Origin of the sequence: Rhodococcus sp. DK176, from assembly GCF_038447315.2 — a bacterium.
In the GTDB taxonomy this organism is placed as follows: Bacteria; Actinomycetota; Actinomycetes; order Mycobacteriales; family Mycobacteriaceae; genus Rhodococcus_F; species Rhodococcus_F jostii_A.
On record NZ_CP118321.2, the window covers coordinates 3,210,118 to 3,227,688 of the forward strand.

General features: G+C 67.5%; 18 protein-coding genes and 1 pseudogene. 8 read left to right on the forward strand and 11 right to left on the reverse strand.

Features of this window, described 5'->3' with window-relative positions; translation table 11 throughout:
• Positions 1 to 25: 25 nt before the first annotated feature.
• Positions 26 to 700 (forward strand): FCD domain-containing protein, encoded by a 675-nt coding sequence (locus PSR88_RS15155; protein WP_029539049.1) that lies wholly within the window; start codon positions 26 to 28, stop codon positions 698 to 700.
• A gap of 7 nt (positions 701 to 707) precedes the next feature.
• On the opposite strand, the pseudogene PSR88_RS15160 reads toward PSR88_RS15155, so the two are convergent.
• The 4 genes and pseudogenes from PSR88_RS15160 to PSR88_RS15175 all read right to left on the reverse strand — a co-directional run bounded on the left by PSR88_RS15160 (position 708) and on the right by PSR88_RS15175 (position 5,994).
• A pseudogene (locus tag PSR88_RS15160) lies at positions 708 to 2,897 on the reverse strand (glycoside hydrolase family 3 C-terminal domain-containing protein).
• 107 nt (positions 2,898 to 3,004) lie between these two features.
• Positions 3,005 to 4,207 carry a cytochrome P450 gene (locus PSR88_RS15165; protein ID WP_037196868.1) on the reverse strand — a complete coding sequence of 401 codons (1,203 nt, stop codon included), beginning with the start codon at positions 4,205 to 4,207 and terminating at the stop codon, positions 3,005 to 3,007.
• A 30-nt stretch (positions 4,208 to 4,237) separates the two neighbouring features.
• A complete protein-coding gene (locus PSR88_RS15170) occupies positions 4,238 to 5,209 on the reverse strand; it encodes a PDR/VanB family oxidoreductase (RefSeq protein WP_016882189.1) in 972 nt (323 codons plus the stop codon).
• Positions 5,210 to 5,310: 101 nt separating this feature from the next.
• Positions 5,311 to 5,994 (reverse strand): TetR/AcrR family transcriptional regulator C-terminal domain-containing protein, encoded by a 684-nt coding sequence (locus PSR88_RS15175; protein ID WP_016882187.1) that lies wholly within the window; start codon positions 5,992 to 5,994, stop codon positions 5,311 to 5,313.
• A gap of 102 nt (positions 5,995 to 6,096) precedes the next feature.
• On the opposite strand from PSR88_RS15175, the gene PSR88_RS15180 reads away from it, so the two are divergent.
• Positions 6,097 to 7,107, forward strand: a complete 1,011-nt coding sequence (locus PSR88_RS15180) for an NAD(P)-dependent alcohol dehydrogenase (protein ID WP_009475709.1) — start codon at positions 6,097 to 6,099, stop codon at positions 7,105 to 7,107.
• 312 nt (positions 7,108 to 7,419) lie between these two features.
• Here the strand turns inward: PSR88_RS15180 and PSR88_RS15185 are convergent, their stop codons facing one another.
• The 6 genes from PSR88_RS15185 to PSR88_RS15210 form a co-directional block, all read right to left on the reverse strand.
• Positions 7,420 to 8,172, reverse strand: coding sequence for an IclR family transcriptional regulator (locus tag PSR88_RS15185; protein WP_011595631.1), 753 nt, complete (start codon positions 8,170 to 8,172; stop codon positions 7,420 to 7,422).
• A 27-nt stretch (positions 8,173 to 8,199) separates the two neighbouring features.
• On the reverse strand, positions 8,200 to 9,837 hold the full coding sequence (locus PSR88_RS15190) for an ABC transporter permease (protein WP_011595632.1): 1,638 nt from the start codon (positions 9,835 to 9,837) through the stop codon (positions 8,200 to 8,202).
• Positions 9,834 to 10,763, reverse strand: a complete 930-nt coding sequence (locus PSR88_RS15195; RefSeq protein WP_009475713.1) for an ATP-binding cassette domain-containing protein — start codon at positions 10,761 to 10,763, stop codon at positions 9,834 to 9,836. Before PSR88_RS15195 ends, PSR88_RS15190 begins: the two co-directional genes overlap by 4 nt.
• Before the next feature lie 8 nt (positions 10,764 to 10,771).
• Positions 10,772 to 11,476 (reverse strand): TetR/AcrR family transcriptional regulator, encoded by a 705-nt coding sequence (locus tag PSR88_RS15200; RefSeq protein WP_009475714.1) that lies wholly within the window; start codon positions 11,474 to 11,476, stop codon positions 10,772 to 10,774.
• Positions 11,477 to 11,524: 48 nt separating this feature from the next.
• A complete protein-coding gene (locus tag PSR88_RS15205; protein ID WP_009475715.1) occupies positions 11,525 to 11,905 on the reverse strand; it encodes a hypothetical protein in 381 nt (126 codons plus the stop codon).
• A gap of 138 nt (positions 11,906 to 12,043) precedes the next feature.
• Positions 12,044 to 12,661 carry a hypothetical protein gene (locus tag PSR88_RS15210; RefSeq protein WP_016882185.1) on the reverse strand — a complete coding sequence of 206 codons (618 nt, stop codon included), beginning with the start codon at positions 12,659 to 12,661 and terminating at the stop codon, positions 12,044 to 12,046.
• An 897-nt stretch (positions 12,662 to 13,558) separates the two neighbouring features.
• Between PSR88_RS15210 and PSR88_RS15215 the strand changes: the two genes are divergently transcribed.
• The gene (locus PSR88_RS15215; protein WP_411755667.1) at positions 13,559 to 13,975 is read left to right on the forward strand and encodes a hypothetical protein; all 417 of its coding nucleotides are present in this window, start codon (positions 13,559 to 13,561) and stop codon (positions 13,973 to 13,975) included.
• 17 nt (positions 13,976 to 13,992) lie between these two features.
• Here PSR88_RS15215 and PSR88_RS15220 read toward each other — a convergent pair whose 3' ends face one another.
• Positions 13,993 to 14,469: an SRPBCC family protein gene (locus PSR88_RS15220; protein ID WP_016882183.1), complete on the reverse strand. Its 477-nt coding sequence runs from the start codon at positions 14,467 to 14,469 to the stop codon at positions 13,993 to 13,995.
• Positions 14,470 to 14,510: 41 nt separating this feature from the next.
• Here PSR88_RS15220 and PSR88_RS15225 point away from each other — a divergent pair, with 41 nt between their 5' ends.
• The 5 genes from PSR88_RS15225 to PSR88_RS15245 all read left to right on the forward strand — a co-directional run bounded on the left by PSR88_RS15225 (position 14,511) and on the right by PSR88_RS15245 (position 17,571).
• The gene (locus PSR88_RS15225) at positions 14,511 to 14,972 is read left to right on the forward strand and encodes a hypothetical protein (protein ID WP_237724053.1); all 462 of its coding nucleotides are present in this window, start codon (positions 14,511 to 14,513) and stop codon (positions 14,970 to 14,972) included.
• A 101-nt stretch (positions 14,973 to 15,073) separates the two neighbouring features.
• Positions 15,074 to 15,316, forward strand: a complete 243-nt coding sequence (locus PSR88_RS15230) for a glutaminase (RefSeq protein ID WP_016882182.1) — start codon at positions 15,074 to 15,076, stop codon at positions 15,314 to 15,316.
• On the forward strand, positions 15,313 to 15,468 hold the full coding sequence (locus tag PSR88_RS15235) for a hypothetical protein (protein WP_011595640.1): 156 nt from the start codon (positions 15,313 to 15,315) through the stop codon (positions 15,466 to 15,468). The genes PSR88_RS15230 and PSR88_RS15235 overlap by 4 nt, the downstream gene beginning before the upstream one ends.
• A gap of 95 nt (positions 15,469 to 15,563) precedes the next feature.
• Positions 15,564 to 15,935 (forward strand): hypothetical protein, encoded by a 372-nt coding sequence (locus tag PSR88_RS15240; protein WP_011595641.1) that lies wholly within the window; start codon positions 15,564 to 15,566, stop codon positions 15,933 to 15,935.
• 232 nt (positions 15,936 to 16,167) lie between these two features.
• Positions 16,168 to 17,571 (forward strand): WS/DGAT/MGAT family O-acyltransferase, encoded by a 1,404-nt coding sequence (locus PSR88_RS15245; RefSeq protein WP_011595642.1) that lies wholly within the window; start codon positions 16,168 to 16,170, stop codon positions 17,569 to 17,571.

Below are 17,571 nucleotides of genomic sequence, written 5' to 3' on the forward strand. Positions count from 1 at the left end.
CGGCGTGCAGAGTACAGTATCCAGTATGTTGCGTGATAATCCGGTGGAGCGCCCCCGCATGAGCGACGTCGCGTTCGAGCGGATCTGCGACGCGATCGTCACCGGTGAGCTCGCGCCCGGATCCAAGGTCAAGGACAGCGAGCTGGCCGAACATCTGGGGCTGAGCCGCACCCCGGTGCGCGAGGCTCTGACACGGCTGATCGACACCGGACTCGTCGAGGCGAAACCCGCCGCCTTCACCCGGATCACACCGCTGAACCGGGCCGATGTCGAGGCAACGCTGGCGGTGATGGAGGTCCTGGATCAACTGGCCGTCAAAACGGGGGTGCCCAACCTCACCGACGACATGATCGACGTGATGCGCACCGCGAACGACGACCTCGCGCAGGCGATCAAGACCGACAACATCGGTGCCGCACTCGCCGCGGACGACACCTTCCACGGCGTCATCGTCGACGCCGCAGGCAACCCACTGCTCAAACGGCTCATGCACCAGGTGCACCCGCAGATCCACCGGATCTACTACCGCAAGTTCTCCAGTCTCCGCGGCTGGCAGGACGCCATCGAACACCACGACAACCTGATCACCCTGTGCGCGGCCCGGGACGAAGGAGCGGCCGCCGAAATATCGTCGCAACACCGACGGTTCCTCGGCGGCCTGATCGGCGAACTCTTCGACATCGACGAGTCCTCCTCGTAACCAGCCGCTACGAACGGCCGCCGCGGGCATGATCGGTCATCACCCGCGGCGGCCGTTCGGCGCGCCGGACCAAGGCATCCAACTGCTCGGTGCCGATCGGGCTGCCGGGGAATGCCGCGACGCGGTTCAGCGGCATCGACGCGGCCATGCGCAGCAGTGACGGGTCGTCGAACACGCCCGACCCGGCGGTCTGCGCCAGCGCCGCCCCGAGAATCTCACTCCCCACCGGATGCGCCAGCCATTCACCGATCGTGGACTCCGCCGTGAGCACCGGAAGGGGTGCGTCACCCTCGACCGTCACGACCACCTCCCCGCGCAGGTCCCGCGACGAGGCGCCGACCCACACCCGATAGTCGCCGCCTTCGACGACCCACCGCGACAGCGCCGCATCGAAGTACGCCAGGTCCTCGAACGGAATCGGGGACACCGACGTACACCTGGACCACCTCACGTCCGTCCCGGGGCCCGGTGTTCGTGACCGTCAGCGCAACCTCGACTCCGGCGGCGGTCCGTGTCGCGGTGGGGGTGGAATAGTCGAAGCTCGTGTACGAAAGGCCATGCCCGAAAGGGAAACTCACCGCCACGTCTCGACTGTCGTAATACCGGTAGCCGACGAACAGGCCTTCCCCGTACCGCACGTGGCCCGCCTCGCCCGGGAAGTCGAGGTACGCCGGGGTGTCCTCGAGTCGAACGGGAATCGTCTCGGCCAGCCGGCCCGACGGGTTGACCACCCCGAAGAGCACGTCGGCGACGGCTCCCCCACCGGCCTGACCGAGGAGCCAGCCCTCCACGATCGCGGGGACTCGCCCGGCCCGACCCGACAGTCGCACGACGCTGCCGTTGGACAACACGACGACGACGCGCGGGTTGGCCGCGAGTACCGCGTCGAGCAGTTCGGTCTGCGCCGCGGGCAGTTCGATGTGTTCCCGGTCGAATCCCTCCGACTCATCCTCAGCGGGGAGCCCGAGGAACACGACGGCGACATCGGCGGAGGCGGCCAGCGACACTGCCTCGTCGACCAGTAGACCTGTCGCGCTGCCGGATTCATCGAGTGAGTATCCGGGCGCGAACGTGATCTCGGGGCCGACGGCGATCGTCCGAATCTCGTCGAGAGCGTTGTCGAGGCGGGTCGGGACGACCTGCGAACTGCCCGCACCCTGATAGCGCGGAGTGCGTGCGAACTCGCCGATCACCGCGATCCTCGTGTTCGCTGCGGGATCGAGCGGAAGGATTCCGTCGTTCTTCAGCAGCACGACACTGCGGCGGGCGACGTCACGGGCGAGGGCGTGGTGGGCGTCGCGGTCGTAGTCGGCGGAGGTATCGAAGTTCGACCGCACCTTCTCGACCAGCGCGAGCACCCTTTCCGCCGCAGTGTCGAGTGCGGACTGCGCGAGGGCACCGGACTCGACCGCGGCGACGATCTGGGCGTCGGTGACCCCGTTCGTCGACGGCATCTCGAGATCGAGCCCGGCGGAGAGCGCGGCAACCCGATTCGACACGGCACCCCAGTCGGAGACGACGAGCCCGTCGAAACCCCATTCGCCGCGGAGGACGTCGGTGAGTAGCCACCGGTTCTCCGACGCGTAGACGCCGTTGATGCGGTTGTACGAGCACATTACCGTCCACGGAGCCGCGTGCTCGACCACGTGCCGGAACCCGCGAAGGTAGATCTCGTGCAGGGGCCGCGCGTCGATGTCGGCGCTCACCCGGAGCCGGTCGGTCTCCTGGTTGTTGGCGGCGAAATGCTTCAGCGACGCGCCGATCCCCCGTCCCTGCAGTCCGTCGACGAGGGCGGCACCGAGCCGGCCGCTCAGAATCGGGTCTCCGGACAGGTACTCGAAGTTGCGGCCGCAGAGCGGTGAACGCTTGATGTTGATACCCGGCCCCAGCAGGACCCCGACGCCCTGGGCTTTCGCCTCGTCGCCGGGGGCCGACCGACCGTCTCGAGCAGGTCCGGGTCCCAGGTCGAACCCAGCGCGACCGCCGGCGGGAAGCACGTCGCGGGTACGCTGTCGCCGATGCCGAGGTGGTCGCCGCCGCCGGTCTGCTTCCGCACTCCGTGTGGGCCGTCGGTGAGGTAGATCGAGGGGACACCCACCCGGTCGAGTGCCTTTGTCTCCCAGAAGTTCTCACCGCTGGTGAGCGAGGCCTTCTCCTCGGTGGTGAGCGCGGTGGATGCGGACGAACGAGTGTCCATGGTCCCTCTCTCCGTGGCGGCCGGGTCGGGAGCATCGTATCGGTGGGACCGTCGGATTCGTGCGACTTTCCGCCGTGCCAATACATACGTACGTATGGTTTTTGCGCCTAGGGCAGCCGCACCGCGACCGGCACGGATTCCCACGACCGCAGCGTGTTGTTGAGGTGCCGGTGAACCGGCCCGGCAATCTCCAGTGAGTGCACCCGCGAGGCCAGTGCCGTCAGGAGCGCCTCCGATTCGAGCCGGGCGACGTGCTGGCCGACGCACTGGTGAATTCCCATCCCGTACCCCACGTGCCCCGACGGGTTGCGGCCGAGATCGAATACTTCCGGGTTCTCCCACCGGCGGGGATCCCGGTTCGCGGCGCCGAGGAACATCAGGATCTTCTTGCCGTCCGGGATGGTCGCGCCGCCGATCTCGGTGTCGCGGGTGGCCGTGCGGAAGAACGTCTGGACCGGCGACTCCCACCGGACCGCCTCGTCGAACGCCGTCCGGGCCAGCGTGCGGTTCTCGCGCAGCCTCGCCCACTGGTCCGGATGCGTCGCGAACGCGTAGAGCACGGCCGCGAGTCCGTTGACCGTGGTGTCCACCCCCGCCGTCAGCAACGAGCGCACGACGAGCGGCGCCTGCTCGTACGTGATGTCGCCGCGGTCCGCCGCCGCCCAGATCTGCGCACCGAAACCGTCGCCGGTGAGCGCGTCGCGGGCGCACTGCGCCTTGACCCAGCCGGACAGTTCGGCCACCCGCGGCGCCCCTTTCTCCACCAGACCGTTGGCGGGACCGAACGCGTTGAATGCATGGTCCCCGTACGGCAGCAGGTTCTCCCGTCCGGCGTCGGGAATGCCGACGGCATCCGGAAAGACCCGCAGCGGGAACGCGGCGGCGAGGTCGGTGACCGCGTCGAATTCGGTTGTGTTCGCGAGCAACTGGTCGACGAGGGCCTCCGCATCCTGAATCCACGCTGCCCTGAGTTTCTGCAGCGCGCGGGGGCCCAGAATCTTGCTCAGCACCGCCCGCGGAGCGTCGTGATGCGGCGGGTCGGCCTCGAGCAGGATGCTCGGCGGACGCCACGGGGTCTCGTACCGGAAGTTGCTCAGGCCGACCCCGGCAGCGGATTGGAACGACTGCCAGTCGGTCAGCGCGGCATGGACCTGCTCGTAGCGGCCCAGCGCGAAGACGTCGTACCGCCGCAGGTACACGACGGGGCCGGCGTCCCGCAGATTTGCCTGGAACGGCAACGGGTCCTGCAGGACATCGAGGGCGAACGGGTCGGCGTCGCTGACGGGCAACGCGGGAGCGGGGGCGAACATCGTCACGGTGAGTCCCTTCGGGTGGGTGTGTCAGAGGTCGAGCACGAGGCGGTCGGAGCAGGACCGGGAGACGCAGATGAGCATGCAGTCGCCGGCGGACCGCTCCTCGTCGTCGAGGACCGAATCGCGGTGGTCGGGGGCGCCGGCGAGGACGGCGGTTTCGCAGGTCCCGCACGTGCCCTCGCGGCACGAAGACAGAACGTCGACCCCGGCCGCCTGCACGGCGTCGAGGACGCTGGCGCCGGGCGTCACCGTCACCGCGAGGCCGGAGCGCGCGAGTTCGACCTCGAACGGTTCGTCGCGCAGCGGTACGCCGTTGTCCTTCGGCACGAAGCGTTCGGTCCTCAGCGTGCCGACGGGCCAGTCCGTGCAACAGTTTTCGACGGCGGCGAGGAGTGGTCCGGGCCCGCACACGTAGACCTTCGCGTCGACGGCCTCCGCGGCGAGATGCGCCGACAGGTCGAGGTGGCCCTGCTCGTCGCGAGGCACGACGGACACCCGGTCGCCGTAGGCGGCGAGTTCGTCCCGGAACGCCATGGACGTGCGGGTGCGGCCGCCGTACAGGAGTTGCCAGTCGATTCCCATCAGCTCCGCCTGACGGACCATCGGCAGCAGCGGGGTGATCCCGATACCGCCGGCGATGAACAGGTACCTCGGTGCGGGGACGAGCGGGAAGTTGTTGCGCGGACCGCCGACCCCGACGAGATCACCCTCCGCGAGTACGTCGTGGACGTACGCCGACCCGCCCCGGCCCGCCGGTTCCCGCAGCACCCCGACCCGGTAGCTGTACGCGTCCCACCGGTCGCCGCACAGCGAGTACTGCCGCGTCAGCCCGTTCGGGAGCAACAGGTCGATGTGGGCCCCCGGTGCCCAGTCGGGCAGGCGCCGTCCGTCGGGGTGACGCAAGGTCAGCGCGACAACACTTTCCGCGACAACCTCTTTGGCGACAACCTGTAGCGCCGCGTTCGCTGGCGCACCGGAAGAAACCGGGTTCTGTGGCATCTCGACTCCTCGATCTGGCGTTTGTTCGAGGATCTTCCGAGCCGGGGGTGAGCCGCCAGATCATTTTCAATAGTTGAAAGTCGAGATGTAACCGGGGTCACTCAACTGGGCAGAGACGGTCCGCCTGCCCGCTCGAGTCCGTCGAGAATCAGGTCGAGTCCGTATTCGTACTCGTCACCGAAGTCGTATCCGGATGCCATGGCGTGCTGCGTCACGAACTCGGTGAGGTGGGGGTACTCGTCGGCCGGGACGCTGCCGAGGATCGATTCCGCCACGTCGGTGAGCTCGTCGGAGGAGCCGAACGGCAGGCTCGTCTCCTGCATCGCGAAGCCGTAGATGTAGCTGTCCAGGGCCGAGAATGCATGCGCGGCAAGCTCGATGGAGAATCCCGCTGCCCGCAGAATGCCCAGCACCGCGTCATGGTGCCGGAGCGTCGCGGGGCCGGGGGTTGTCCGCGATTCCATCAGGACGGTGGCCCAGCGGTGCCGTGCGAGCACGTCCCGTACGGAGATAGCGCGCCGGCGCATCGCGGACTTCCAGTCGCGACCGTTCGGCGGCAGGTCGATCTCGCCGAAGACGACGTTGACCATGCCGTCGAGGAGGTCGTCCTTGTTCTTCACGTGCCGGTACAACGACATCGCCTCCACCCCGAGCGTCTGCGCGATCCGGCGCATCGTGAGTGCCTCGACGCCGCTGTCGTCGGCGAGGGCGACGGCGGCGTTCAGGACGCGCTCCCTGGTCAGGGGGACGCGGGGTTCTGCCTTCGGGTCGGTCTCGGCCGTCATCGCACATTCTCCACCGGCATAGTTTACGTTGTAAGCACTAGTTTACATTGTAAGCGTACGCTCTAAGCAGACGGCCGATCCGCCATCCGAATGGAGTCCGACATGGAGTCACCGACCCACGCCGACAGCCGCATGAAGGCCGTCGCCCAGGACGTCTACGGCCCGCCCGAGGTCCTCGAACTGCGGGACGTCGACATACCGGTTCCCGCCGACGACGAGGTGCTGGTCCGAGTGCACGCGGCGGGTGTCGATCGCGGTGTGGCACACCTCGTGACCGGTCTCCCATATCCGTTGCGCCTCGCGGGCTACGGCCTCCGCCGGCCCAAGGCCGCTGTTCCTGGGATGGATCTGGCCGGACGCGTCGAAGCGATCGGTCGCGACGTCACGGGATTCCGCCCCGGCGACGACGTGTTCGGCATCGGCGCCGGAACCTTCGCGGAGTACGCGTGCGCACCGGCGGCAAAGCTCGCGCACAAGCCCGCCGATCTGACGTTCGTGCAAGCCGCGGCGATCGCGATCTCCGGGCTGACGGCGCTGCAGGGTGTGCGCGACCACGGCAGGGTCACGGCGGGGCAGGCGGTGCTCATCATCGGCGCGTCCGGCGGCGTCGGCACGTTCGCCGTGCAGGTGGCCAAGGCGTACGGGGCGGAGGTCACGGGCGTGTGCAGCACCGCGAAAGTCGACCTGGTCCGGTCGATCGGAGCCGACCACGTCGTCGACTACACACGCGAAGACTTCACCCGACTCGGGCGGCGCTACGACGTCGTCCTCGACATCGGCGGCAACTCGTCCCTTTCCCGCCTGCGTCGTGTCCTCACCCCGCGCGGCCGACTCGTCATCGTCGGCGGCGAAACCGACGGACGGTGGCTGGGCGGCACCGATCGCCAGCTGCGCGCACTCGCGCTGTCCCCCTTCGTGAGTCAGACACTGTGCGTGTTCGTCTCGAAGGAGGACGGTAACGACCTGCTCGTGCTCCGCGACCTCGTCGAGTCCGGCGACGTCACACCCGTCATCGACCGGACGTACTCGTTGAGCGAGGCCGCCACCGCACTCCGGCGGCTCGTCGACGGTCAGGTTCGCGGGAAGCTCGTGGTCGCCGTGTCCGCCGGCTGAGTTAGGCGGTGTGCGCCCTTCGGCTGATGTCTTTGTCGACGGCGGTGGCGATGTCGTGGACGAGCCGCGAGTGCCAGAGTTTATGTGCCTCGAGGTCCGCGGTGAGCGCGTGGCAGTCCGGGCATTCCCGGGGGCTGGGTTGCGAGGTGCTTTCCATGATGCTGCGCTTTCTGGGAGAAGTGGTTCCGTTTCCACCGTGGCACGGGCGGGGCGGATAGTCCACCGCGCACAGTGTCACAGACATTGGTCAGCCGCCCGCGCAATTGCGTCGGATTCCGGCAAATCCGTGGGAATCTGCCACCTGGGCTTGCCTCACGTCGACGCCGCCGCCATCACGCGGGTGATGCCCTTCGCGGCCGCCTGCAGCGCGGGGATCTGCGCGTACGCCTTCTCGTCATTCGGCACGATGACCGACAGCGCGGCGACCACCTTGCCGTGGCCGTCCCGCACCGGGACCGCGACGCCCGTGGTGTCCGGGTAGAGGTGTCCGGCGCAGAGGATGTAGCCGTGCCGGCGGACGTCGGCGAGCACTCCTCGCAGCTGTCGTGCGGTGCGAATCGTGTTGTCGGTGTAGACCTTCAACGGCTCGCTCAGTATGCGCTCCTGCAGCTCCGCCGGTCCGTGCGCGAGCAGGACCAGCCCGGACGAGGACACGTGGAGCGGCATCCGACCCGCGATGCGCGTGTAGTTGACCACGGCGCCCGGTGCCGTGAGCCGCTCGATGAACAACACCTCGTCACCTTCGAGGACACCGAGCTGAGTGTGCTGCCCGACGACGGCGTGCAGGTCCTCCATGAACGGCATCGCCGCTTCCCTGAGCCCGAGGGTCGGGGACGCCCGCGACACGACCTCCCACAGGCGGACCCCGATCCGCACCTTCCGGTCCTCACGCTCGAGCCAGCCGCACCCCACCAGTTCGTCGATCAACCGCGACGTCGTGGAGATGTGGAGACCGGACCGTCGCGCGATCTCGGACACCGTGAGCAGCGAATCGTCCGAACGGAACGATTCGACTATCCGCACCGTCCGGGCCAGGACGGACTCGCCGGTGTGCACACGTGCCATGCCTTCAGTGTGCACACCGGCCGGCGCTCAGCGCAGGTCGCGCCGCCGGAACGCCGCCACGCCCACCACGATCAGCACCACCGTGATCAGGAGCAGCCACACGATCGGCGTCGCCTCGAACTGCCCACCCGGCAGCTTCGGGGCGTGGCTGAACGGCTCCAGATTCAGCACCGCCTGCGGGAACTGCGCGATCGACCCGACCATGAAGATCAAGAGGAACGCGACGAGCACACCCCAGGCCACCGGCGTGAACCGCGGGACCACACCGAACAGGAGGACCGTCACGCCGGCGAGCATCCAGATCGCGGGAAGTTGCACGAGCGCCGCCCCGATCACGTCGGGCAGGGCTCCCCCCACGTCGTCGATGGATGCACCGTACGTGAGTCCGGCGGCCACTCCGGCCACGATCATCGCGACCGCAGGTCCGAGCATGGCGAACAGGATGTGGCTCGATGCCCACCGGACGCGGCCGACGGAACCGGCCGTCACGGGTTCGAGACGCTGGGCGTTCTCCTCGGAATACAGCCGCAACGACGCGGAGATCGCGTAGGCCGCGGCGGCGACCGCGAGCATGGTGAACGCGTAACCGATGAACGATTCCTCCAGCGACTGCGAGCCGCCCATCCGGGTGATGATGTCCCGGATCGTCTGGCTGTCGCCGACCTGGCCACCGATCCCCTTCGCGGCGCTGCCGATGAGCAGGCCGTACAGACCGAGCCCGGCCGTCCAGGCCGCGAGTGTGCCGCGGTGCATCCGCCACGCCAGTCCCAGCGTGCCGGCGAGCGCCGGCGAGGCGTCCGTGGGGCCGGGGCGTTCGGCGATCAGACCGGCGCCGACATCGCGTCGGCGCAGGAGAGCGTATGCCGCCCAGGTGAGTACGAGTGCCGTGACGAGGCTGGGGACGACCACCCACCAGCGTTCGTCGGCATACGGACGGATCTGCAGGCCCCAGCCGAGCGGTGAGAACCACGACAGGGTGCCGGACCCGGCATCACCGACCGCGCGCAACGCGAACGCGATCCCGAGCACCGTCAACGCGACGCCGCGCGCGACACGGGCGCCGGTACTCACCTGCGCCGCAACGGCGGCGACCGCCGTGAACACCAGACCGGAGCAGGCCAGCGACGTCCCGAACGCGACCGAACCGCCCACCGGAAGGTCCCGGGCGAGCAACGCTGCCGCACACAGGATCCCGGTGACGACGGAGGCGCCGCCGGCGAGGAGCAGCGCCGCGGTCAGGCCCGAGTACCGTCCGACGGAGGTCGAGTCGAGAAGCTCCGCCCGGCCGGTCTCCTCCTCCGCGCGGGTGTGCCGGATGACCGTCAGAATCACCACCAGCCCGATCAGCGTGTAGTAGATACCGGCCTTCCAGACACCCACCGAGCCGAGGCTGGAGTTGAAGATCGGCCCGTACATGGCGATCTGCGCGGGGCTGGCCGCCGTGGTGGCCGCGAACTCCGCCAACTGGGCGTCGGAGGTGTAGATGTCGGCGATGCTCGCGACGTACAGCGCGGGCGCGAACGCGAAGATCAGGATCCACAGCGGCAGCGCGATCCGATCCCGGCGCAGGAACAACCGCAGAAAGTGCAGTGTCCCCGTAAAATCCGAGGAAGACACCGGCGCCGGCTCCACGGGCCGGTACCGGGACACCGTTGCGGTACTCATGCCCGCACCTTCTCCACCGCGTCGGACGACGTGGTCGTGCCGTCGTCGATCTCGTAGTGCCGCAGGAAGAGTTCTTCGAGGGTCGGCGGCTGACTGACGAGGCTGCGTACCCCGGTGTCGCCGAGCACCCGGATGAGCTCGCCGAGATGTTCGCTGTCGACCTGGCAGTGCAGCGTAGCCCCGTCGAACTCGATGTCCGCCACGCCGTCGATGCGGCTCAGATCGCCGGGGTCACCGAGAAGTTCGGCGGTGATCGACGTACGGCTGAGATGCCGCATCGACGCCAGGGTTCCGGATTCGACCGTCCGTCCGGCCCGGATGATGGTGACCCGCTCGCACAGCGCCTCCACCTCCGACAGGATGTGACTGGACAGCAGCACCGTCACACCGCGGTCGCGGGCCTCGGCGACGCACTCACGGAAAACCTGTTCCATCAATGGATCCAGGCCCGACGTCGGTTCGTCGAGCAGCAGCAGGCGAGCGTCGGACGAGAACGCCGACACCAATGCCACCTTCTGACGGTTGCCCTTCGAATACGCCCGACCCTTCTTCCGCGGGTCGAGGTCGAAACGCTCGATCAGATCCTGCTTGCGGGTCTCGTCCAGTCCGCCGCGCATCCGGGCGAGGAGGTCGATGGTCTCGCCGCCGGACAACGACGGCCACAGGGTCACGTCGCCGGGGACGTACGCCATGTCGAGGTGCAGGGCGACGGCGTCGCGCCACGGGTCGCGGCCGAACACGGTGGCCTCACCGCTGTCGGAGTGCAGGCTGCCGAGGAGGACGCGGATGGTGGTGGATTTGCCGGCGCCGTTCGGCCCGAGGAACCCGTGCACCTCCCCTTCGCCGACCTCGAGGTCGAGTCCGTCCAACGCCCGGGTTCGTCCGAACGTCTTCACCAGGTTGCGCACTTCGATGATCGCACTCATAGCTGCTCCTAGTTCGGGGAGTCGGTATGTTCTGCGGGTGCAGCGCCCGCCTGCGCGGCACCGTCTTCGGTGGCCAGATACGCCTCGAGGGTCGACGAATCCGGCAATAGGCCCTCGGTGTACATCTCGAGGGCGGGCAGCGTGACGTCGGTGGCGAGGTCGCGGATGGCCGTGGCGTAATCGAGCGGAGTTTCCTTGTCGGCACGCATCTGCAGGTAGAGCAGCATGGCACCCACGTTGTAGAGGGTGAGGTAGCGCGCCCGCGCCTTCGGGTTGCGGCTGGGCCGGACAGTTCCGGCCGCCACGCCCATCGCGAGATACTGCTCGGTGTCTTCGACCATGTGCTCGAAGAGGGATTCGCCGAGTCCTCCACCTGCCTGGAAACTGCGCACGATGTACGCGACGAGCGGGGCGTACTGTTCGATCTCGGCGAGGGCGTGCATGGCGCCCGCCGGTCCGGGCGTCGAAATCGCCTCCGCCTTCTGCTCCCGAATGATCCGCAGGACATGCTCGTCGCATTCGGCGCGCAGGCCGTCCTTCGAGCCGAAATGGTGGATCACCAGACCGGGTGACACCCCGGCGGCGGTGGCGATCGCCCGCACTCCGGTACTGAAACCGTGATTGCCGAACACCGTGATGGCCGCGTCGCGCACTCGGGCACGCGTGGTCAGATCGGGTTGCGGGACCTCGGAACCGGCACTGGTTGAACGCATGTTTAATACGCTAAACGCGCGTTCAACCGGGCGCAAGGGGTGAGGGCGTCAAGATTTCGTCAAGGCGGGGAGTCCCGGCTCTGCCGCGTGCCCGGTGAACACGACGCTCGGGCGGGGATACCGATTGCGGGCGCACGCCTCGTCCAGGGCCTCGTCGACGACCTCCCGCAGATCGACACCGTCTGCGCCCTGGAGGACCAGTTCCGTCAGGATCACCCCGTAGTCGCGCCGGACCTGTTCCATCAGCCCGATCGCCTCGTCGACCGCCCCGGGACCGACTGTGCAGCGGAAACCGACCAGCCGCAGTTGTGGCTGTTCCATCACCTCACGCAGCGCGTCCTCGATGCCCGGGCCGAGCGCCGAGAGGTCGAGCACGATGTTCTGCCGCGGCTGCTCGTGCACGAACGGGTGGGGAAGATGAAGCGTCATCGGAACCTCCTCGGGGATTCAGTTTCAGATCTACCCCCGCCACGCGAGGACGCGGCCCTTCTTGACGGCACCATGACTCCGATGGCCGCAATCCTGACGCGGTGTTGGCGCCGCGAGGGTCGTGTCGCGCGTTCTTCCCTATGCCGTTGCCTTCTCGACCGCGTCGCGTGTGAGACCGGCCAGTTTCTCGACGTTCTCGGTGGTCGCCGGATAGCCGGCCGAGGTCACCCCGATCACGTACTCGCCGGCGAGCGCGCCGTACCCGATATGCGTGTCCGCTCCCTGGGTCACGGAGCCGGCGAATGCCTTGTCGCCGACGTCAGCCGGCGCCGGTATCGCCACGAACCCCGGGACGACTTCGCTGTTGTCGATCGCTTGCTCGAATGCGGTCGCGGCTGCGTCGACGCTGGGATATCGATCGACGGAGACGGTCACCCTTCTACCGTCGCCCGCTTCGTAGATCACCATTCGCGTCGCGTCGGGAGTACCGGAAGCAGTGGAGTTCTCACTCGTCGCCGTCTGTTGTTCTATCTCCGGGAAGTACGTCTGGACGACGTCCAACCCCACCAGAATCTCCTGAGGCAACAGGATCGCCTCGGATGTCGTCGCGTCCTGCTGCGATTCGGCATCGGACTGCGTGTCCTGCTGCCCACACCCACCCGCGAACAGGACGCCGGCCAGGATGATCGCGAGGATGGCGAGAGGCGCGCCACTGCCGACCCTTCGCACGCGGCACCGCACCGTTGGATGCAGCATGCTCGATACCCCCTGTCGCTCGGGACAATGCCTCGTCGTGTGGCCAGCTGGTAGTTAACCGACCGGAACTCGCACGGCACCAATTCTCGCCGATCCGGACGCCGTGGACACTCACTTCGCTACGTTCCGCCGTTCCGCCTCACCGGGGTCGATGTCACAACGCGTTGTAGATCCAGACACCGCGGTAGTCCCACTCGGTCGACCGGGACTGTCAGTCACGCGTTCGGGTGCGTCTGCGGGATGGGTTGGGGTCACGGAGAGAAGCTGTAGTTTTCGTGGCTTTCGCTGCCGGGGATGGCGGTGTAGACGAGAAGGAGGTGTGACTGGTCTGGGTCGAGAAGTGTCTGGCAGGTCACCCGTCCCAGCCTCGGATCGACAGGCCCTGACAACCGTCGACCGAGGTGAGCACCTCGGATAGGTGCCGAATGCGTTGAGGGAGTTGCTATCCGGCGAGATGGTCGAGCCTCTGCTGCCGCCTACGCGGAGTTCGTCGACCTGCCCTCCACGTTGTATGCCCAGATCGGCATTCTCGTTGCGCCGGTAGCCGCCGTCGATGTTGGGCATCGGCGGATTACAGCCCGCCGCCTACTCCCCCTCCACTGCTGTCGAAACGTAGTCCTCCGTTCCGTTCGGGCAGCGTCAATTGCCGAATGAAGCAGCGTGAGTGGCGGTCCAGTTCGCACGATTTGTAACAGATCCTGTCCCGCTCCCGAAATGGAAGGGGGGCGACGGACGTCTCAATTCTCTTGGTAACGAAGGAATGGAGCGCTCATGAACAAGCAGCTGGGACGACGGGTCTGTGCTGCGGCACTCACCGCTGTCGGACTGGGAACCGCGGTGGCGACCGGAGGAGGCGCTGTTGCGAGTGCTCAGCCAGCACCACCGACATCGACGACCATGACGTGCTCGAGTGCGAATCCCCTCGTCTGGGGACCGCCGTTCACGTGGACCATCAACGCCGCGTCCGGGGAGTCGCTGCGACCGGGTGGGTCTGCGCTGGAGCCGGCAATTCTGCTGAGCGGCGGCAACGAACTGCCGACGCCGCCCGGCGGTCTCATCCCGAGCATCGGCGTCAACTGGTACGGCACGAGGGTGTCGGTCGACTGGCACAACACGACAACCGGTGCGACCGGACACAGCGTCAGCGACGAGGCGGCCTGGCAGCAGAAGCCCGGCATCCCGATCAACCGAACCTGGACGGGAACCGGGACGGTCTCGTTCACCGTGACCGTCCAGACCGGCGCGGGATGGTGGTTCGTCAACTCGCAGAACGCCGTCTGCCAGGGAACGATTTCCGTGGTGCCCGGACGGTGACGTCGGACGCCCCTCGCCTACAGGTCAGGCGAGGGGCCGTTCGCCTCGGCGAGTTCGGCAAGCCTGTCGACAGAGGCCAAAAGCCTGTCCGACGTGGTGGCCCGGGCCCGCTCGAGGCGTTTCTCGTCGGTCAATCGCGACCAGTCGTAGGTATGCGTGACGCGGACGTGCGCCTCGTCGAGTCGGTCGAGTTCCCAGCGCCACAGATGCCCCGGCGGCTGAAGACCCTGCACCGAGGGCAGCCAGGCAATCAGTTGCCCCTCCTCGAACTCCACCACGTGGTTGTCGCGGATGCCGCCGGTGGTGAGTGTCATGGTGAACACGTCGCCGACGGCGCGTACCCGCTGCCCGGCGGCGGCCTCGGCCAGGTTGTCGTTGCCGTCCCAACGCGGCTGTTGTGCCGGGTCGGCAATCAGTTCGAAGACCGTCCGCGCCGGGGCCGCGATGATGCGGCTGGCGGTCACGACGGTGGGAATCCCATTCTCCTCGGTCATAACTCGATCAAACCATGACGAGCCCGCAGATCTGGAGCACCATGTCTCTTCTTACGCTTGGCAAGTCGATCGCGGTCAGTGGACTGGTGCTGGCCGGATTGTTCGGTGCCGCCGCCCCGGCTGCGGCGGATCAGACTCGAGACCGATGGGTGAACATTCCGGACACCGCGACCGTCGCTCACGGAATTGCCTGTGGCGGCCGAATCGGAGGAGTCACCGTTGCTACGGACAGCCTGCCCGGGCTGGTCTACGTTCGACTGAACGCGACGTTCGTCGGTATCTCGACGACGCCTGGCGTGCTGTGCTCGGTGTCCGCAACGCTGCACTGGCGCAACCTGGAGACCGGCGCTGCAGGATCGTGGTCCGCCGAGGTCAGTGGAGGGGTGATCGACTTCCCGGCGGAGCCGTGGACACACCTCGCGACGGGATCCGGGCGCGTCGAGGTCACGCTCACCACCGATCGTCCGCACATCCCCAGCGACACGAAGATCAACGTGTATTGAGCCGGCTTCCCCTGGTCCGGTCCGCTACTTCGCCCAGCGAAAGATCCGCGGGAAGCGCAGTCGTGGGATAGCATTCGGCTCGACTGACCACAATCACGCCGATGATCGGTCACCAGGGGGTGAACCCGGTGGATCCCACCCTGTTCGGCATCTGCGTGGCCGAGGTCACCGGGCTGGCATTCAATTCGGTCGTGGCGCTCGAACTCCACGACGGCAGCCCGATGAATCCCATGGCCGATGCCGGTGCGGTCGCCACCACCGCACTCATTCCCGCGAGCCGGCTTCCGAACCACCGCAGAGACGAAATCCCCGACCCGTCCATCGAACAGAGGAGCCAATCATGATCGCCATCGGAGTCGTTCTGATTCTCGTGGGGTTCATCGTCAAGATTTCGGCGATGTGGATCGTCGGACTCGTCATCGCAGCGATCGGGCTGGGATTGCTGCTTCTCGGCGTCAGCGGACGAAGCATCGGCGGCCGACGCTACTGGTACTGAATCCGGCTGCGCTGAGAGTCACGGCACGACGGTGCGGGTGACCTGCAGTGGCGTACGGATCGGGGCAATCCACACGACCGAGGAAGGGCACACCCATGCGCAATTTTCGACGTACGGCAGTGGCGGGGATCATGATCGCGGGACTGATGACTGCGGGGGCGGCAACGGCGTCCGCCGCCCCGTTCGGCTCCCTCGGCGACGGACCCGACCTCGTGATCACGCAGGCGAACGCCGAGGGGGTCAACGCGTGCGCCGTGCGTGTCACGAACGAGGGCGACGGGACCGCCCCCGGGGTGACGGTCCACACGCCGCTCACCTACCCGAGCACGAACCTCGGCGCGCTCGCCCCCGGCGAATCGAAGATCGCCGAATACTTCGATTGCGGATTCTCGGAGCGAATCTTCTACTTCGCGACGACCAGCGGCGAGACGAATTGGGCCGACAACTTCCTGTACATCGAACTCTGAGCGCCGCCGACAGCCCCGGAACGAAAGAGCTGTCGGCATTCGTCCTGTTGGACATCTGTGCATGTGGCGGAAAGCGTGACTGTGCTGTAGAACATAAACAGCGAGACCGGTTTGTGATATGAACCACATCTAAACGTTACTTTGCGACACCACTACACAGACATGAACAACAGTTCCGGGGGGAGCGGATCCGCGCAGGTGGATCCGGGTTCGGGAACGGTAAGGACACCACATGCTGTTGCCGATGGCACCGACCGATTCACTGTTTCTGCTCGGCGAGTCCCGCGAGCATCCGATGCACGTCGGCGGCCTGGCAGTGTTCACGCCACCCGAGGGGGCGTCCGCGGCCGATGTGCGCGCGATGTTCGATGCCGCGCTGGTCGGTGACCAGGTGGCGGCGCCGTTCCGCAAGCGGGCCCGCCGCTCGGTGACCTCGTTCGGCCAGTGGGGCTGGGACACCCTCCCGCACCACGAGGTCGACCTGGAACACCACGTGCGCCGCGACGCCCTGCCTCAGCCGGGTGGAATGACCGAACTGATGACCCTGGTGTCGAGGCTGCACGGCACCCTGCTCGACCGCAGCCGCCCCCTGTGGGAGATGCACCTGATCGAGGGACTCGCCGACGGCCGCTACGCGATCTACACCAAGATCCACCACGCCCTCGCCGACGGGGCATCCGCGATGAGGCTGCTCCGAGACAGCATGAGCGAGGACCCCCACCGTCGGAACATGCCCACACCGTGGCAACCCCGCAACCCGCTGGCGGCCGTGCCGGACGCGGGCGTCGCGGTTTCGGGCGGGCTCGGCTCCGCACTGCCCGCGATGGCGTGGGACGCCGCCCGCGCGGCGGTCGGCGAGATGGCCGGACTCCTGCCCGCGGCGGTCAACACCGTGGATCGTGCCCTGCACGGCAAGGGTGGTGCGGTGTCGCTGACCGCACCGCACACCCTGTTCAACGTGCCGATCAGCGGAGCCAGGCACGTCGCCGCCCGGTCCTTCCCCCTCGAACGGATCCGCCTGCTGGCCAAGCACGCCGACGCCACCATCAACGACATCGTGCTGACAATGTGCGCGGGCACCCTCCGGGCCTACCTGCACACCCGCGACGCGTTGCCGGACAACCCCCTGATCGCGATGGTCCCCGTCTCCCTCCGCGCGCCGAATACCGGGGCCGGCGGCAATCGGGTGGGAGTGCTCATGTGCAACCTGGCCACCCACCTCCCCGACCCCGCGCACCGCCTCGAGACCGTCCGCAACTGCATGAACGAGGGCAAGGCCGCCCTCCAGGCGATGAGTCCCGCCCAGGTGCTCGCAATGAGCGCCCTCGGCGCCGCCCCGCTCGGAGTCGAGATGTTCCTCGGCCGCCGCGGTCCGCTGCGGCCACCGTTCAACGTCGTCATCTCCAACGTCGCCGGCCCCCGAACCCCGTTGTACTGGAACGGGGCCCGACTCGAATCCCTCTACCCGCTCTCGATCCCCACCACCGGGCAGGCACTCAACATCACGTGCACCAGCAGCGACGACCAGATCGTCTTCGGCCTCACCGGCTGCCGCCGCACCGTCCCGGATCTGCACCCCATGCTCGATCAACTCGACGCCGAACTCGATCTCCTCGAGACCGCCGTCGGACTGTGA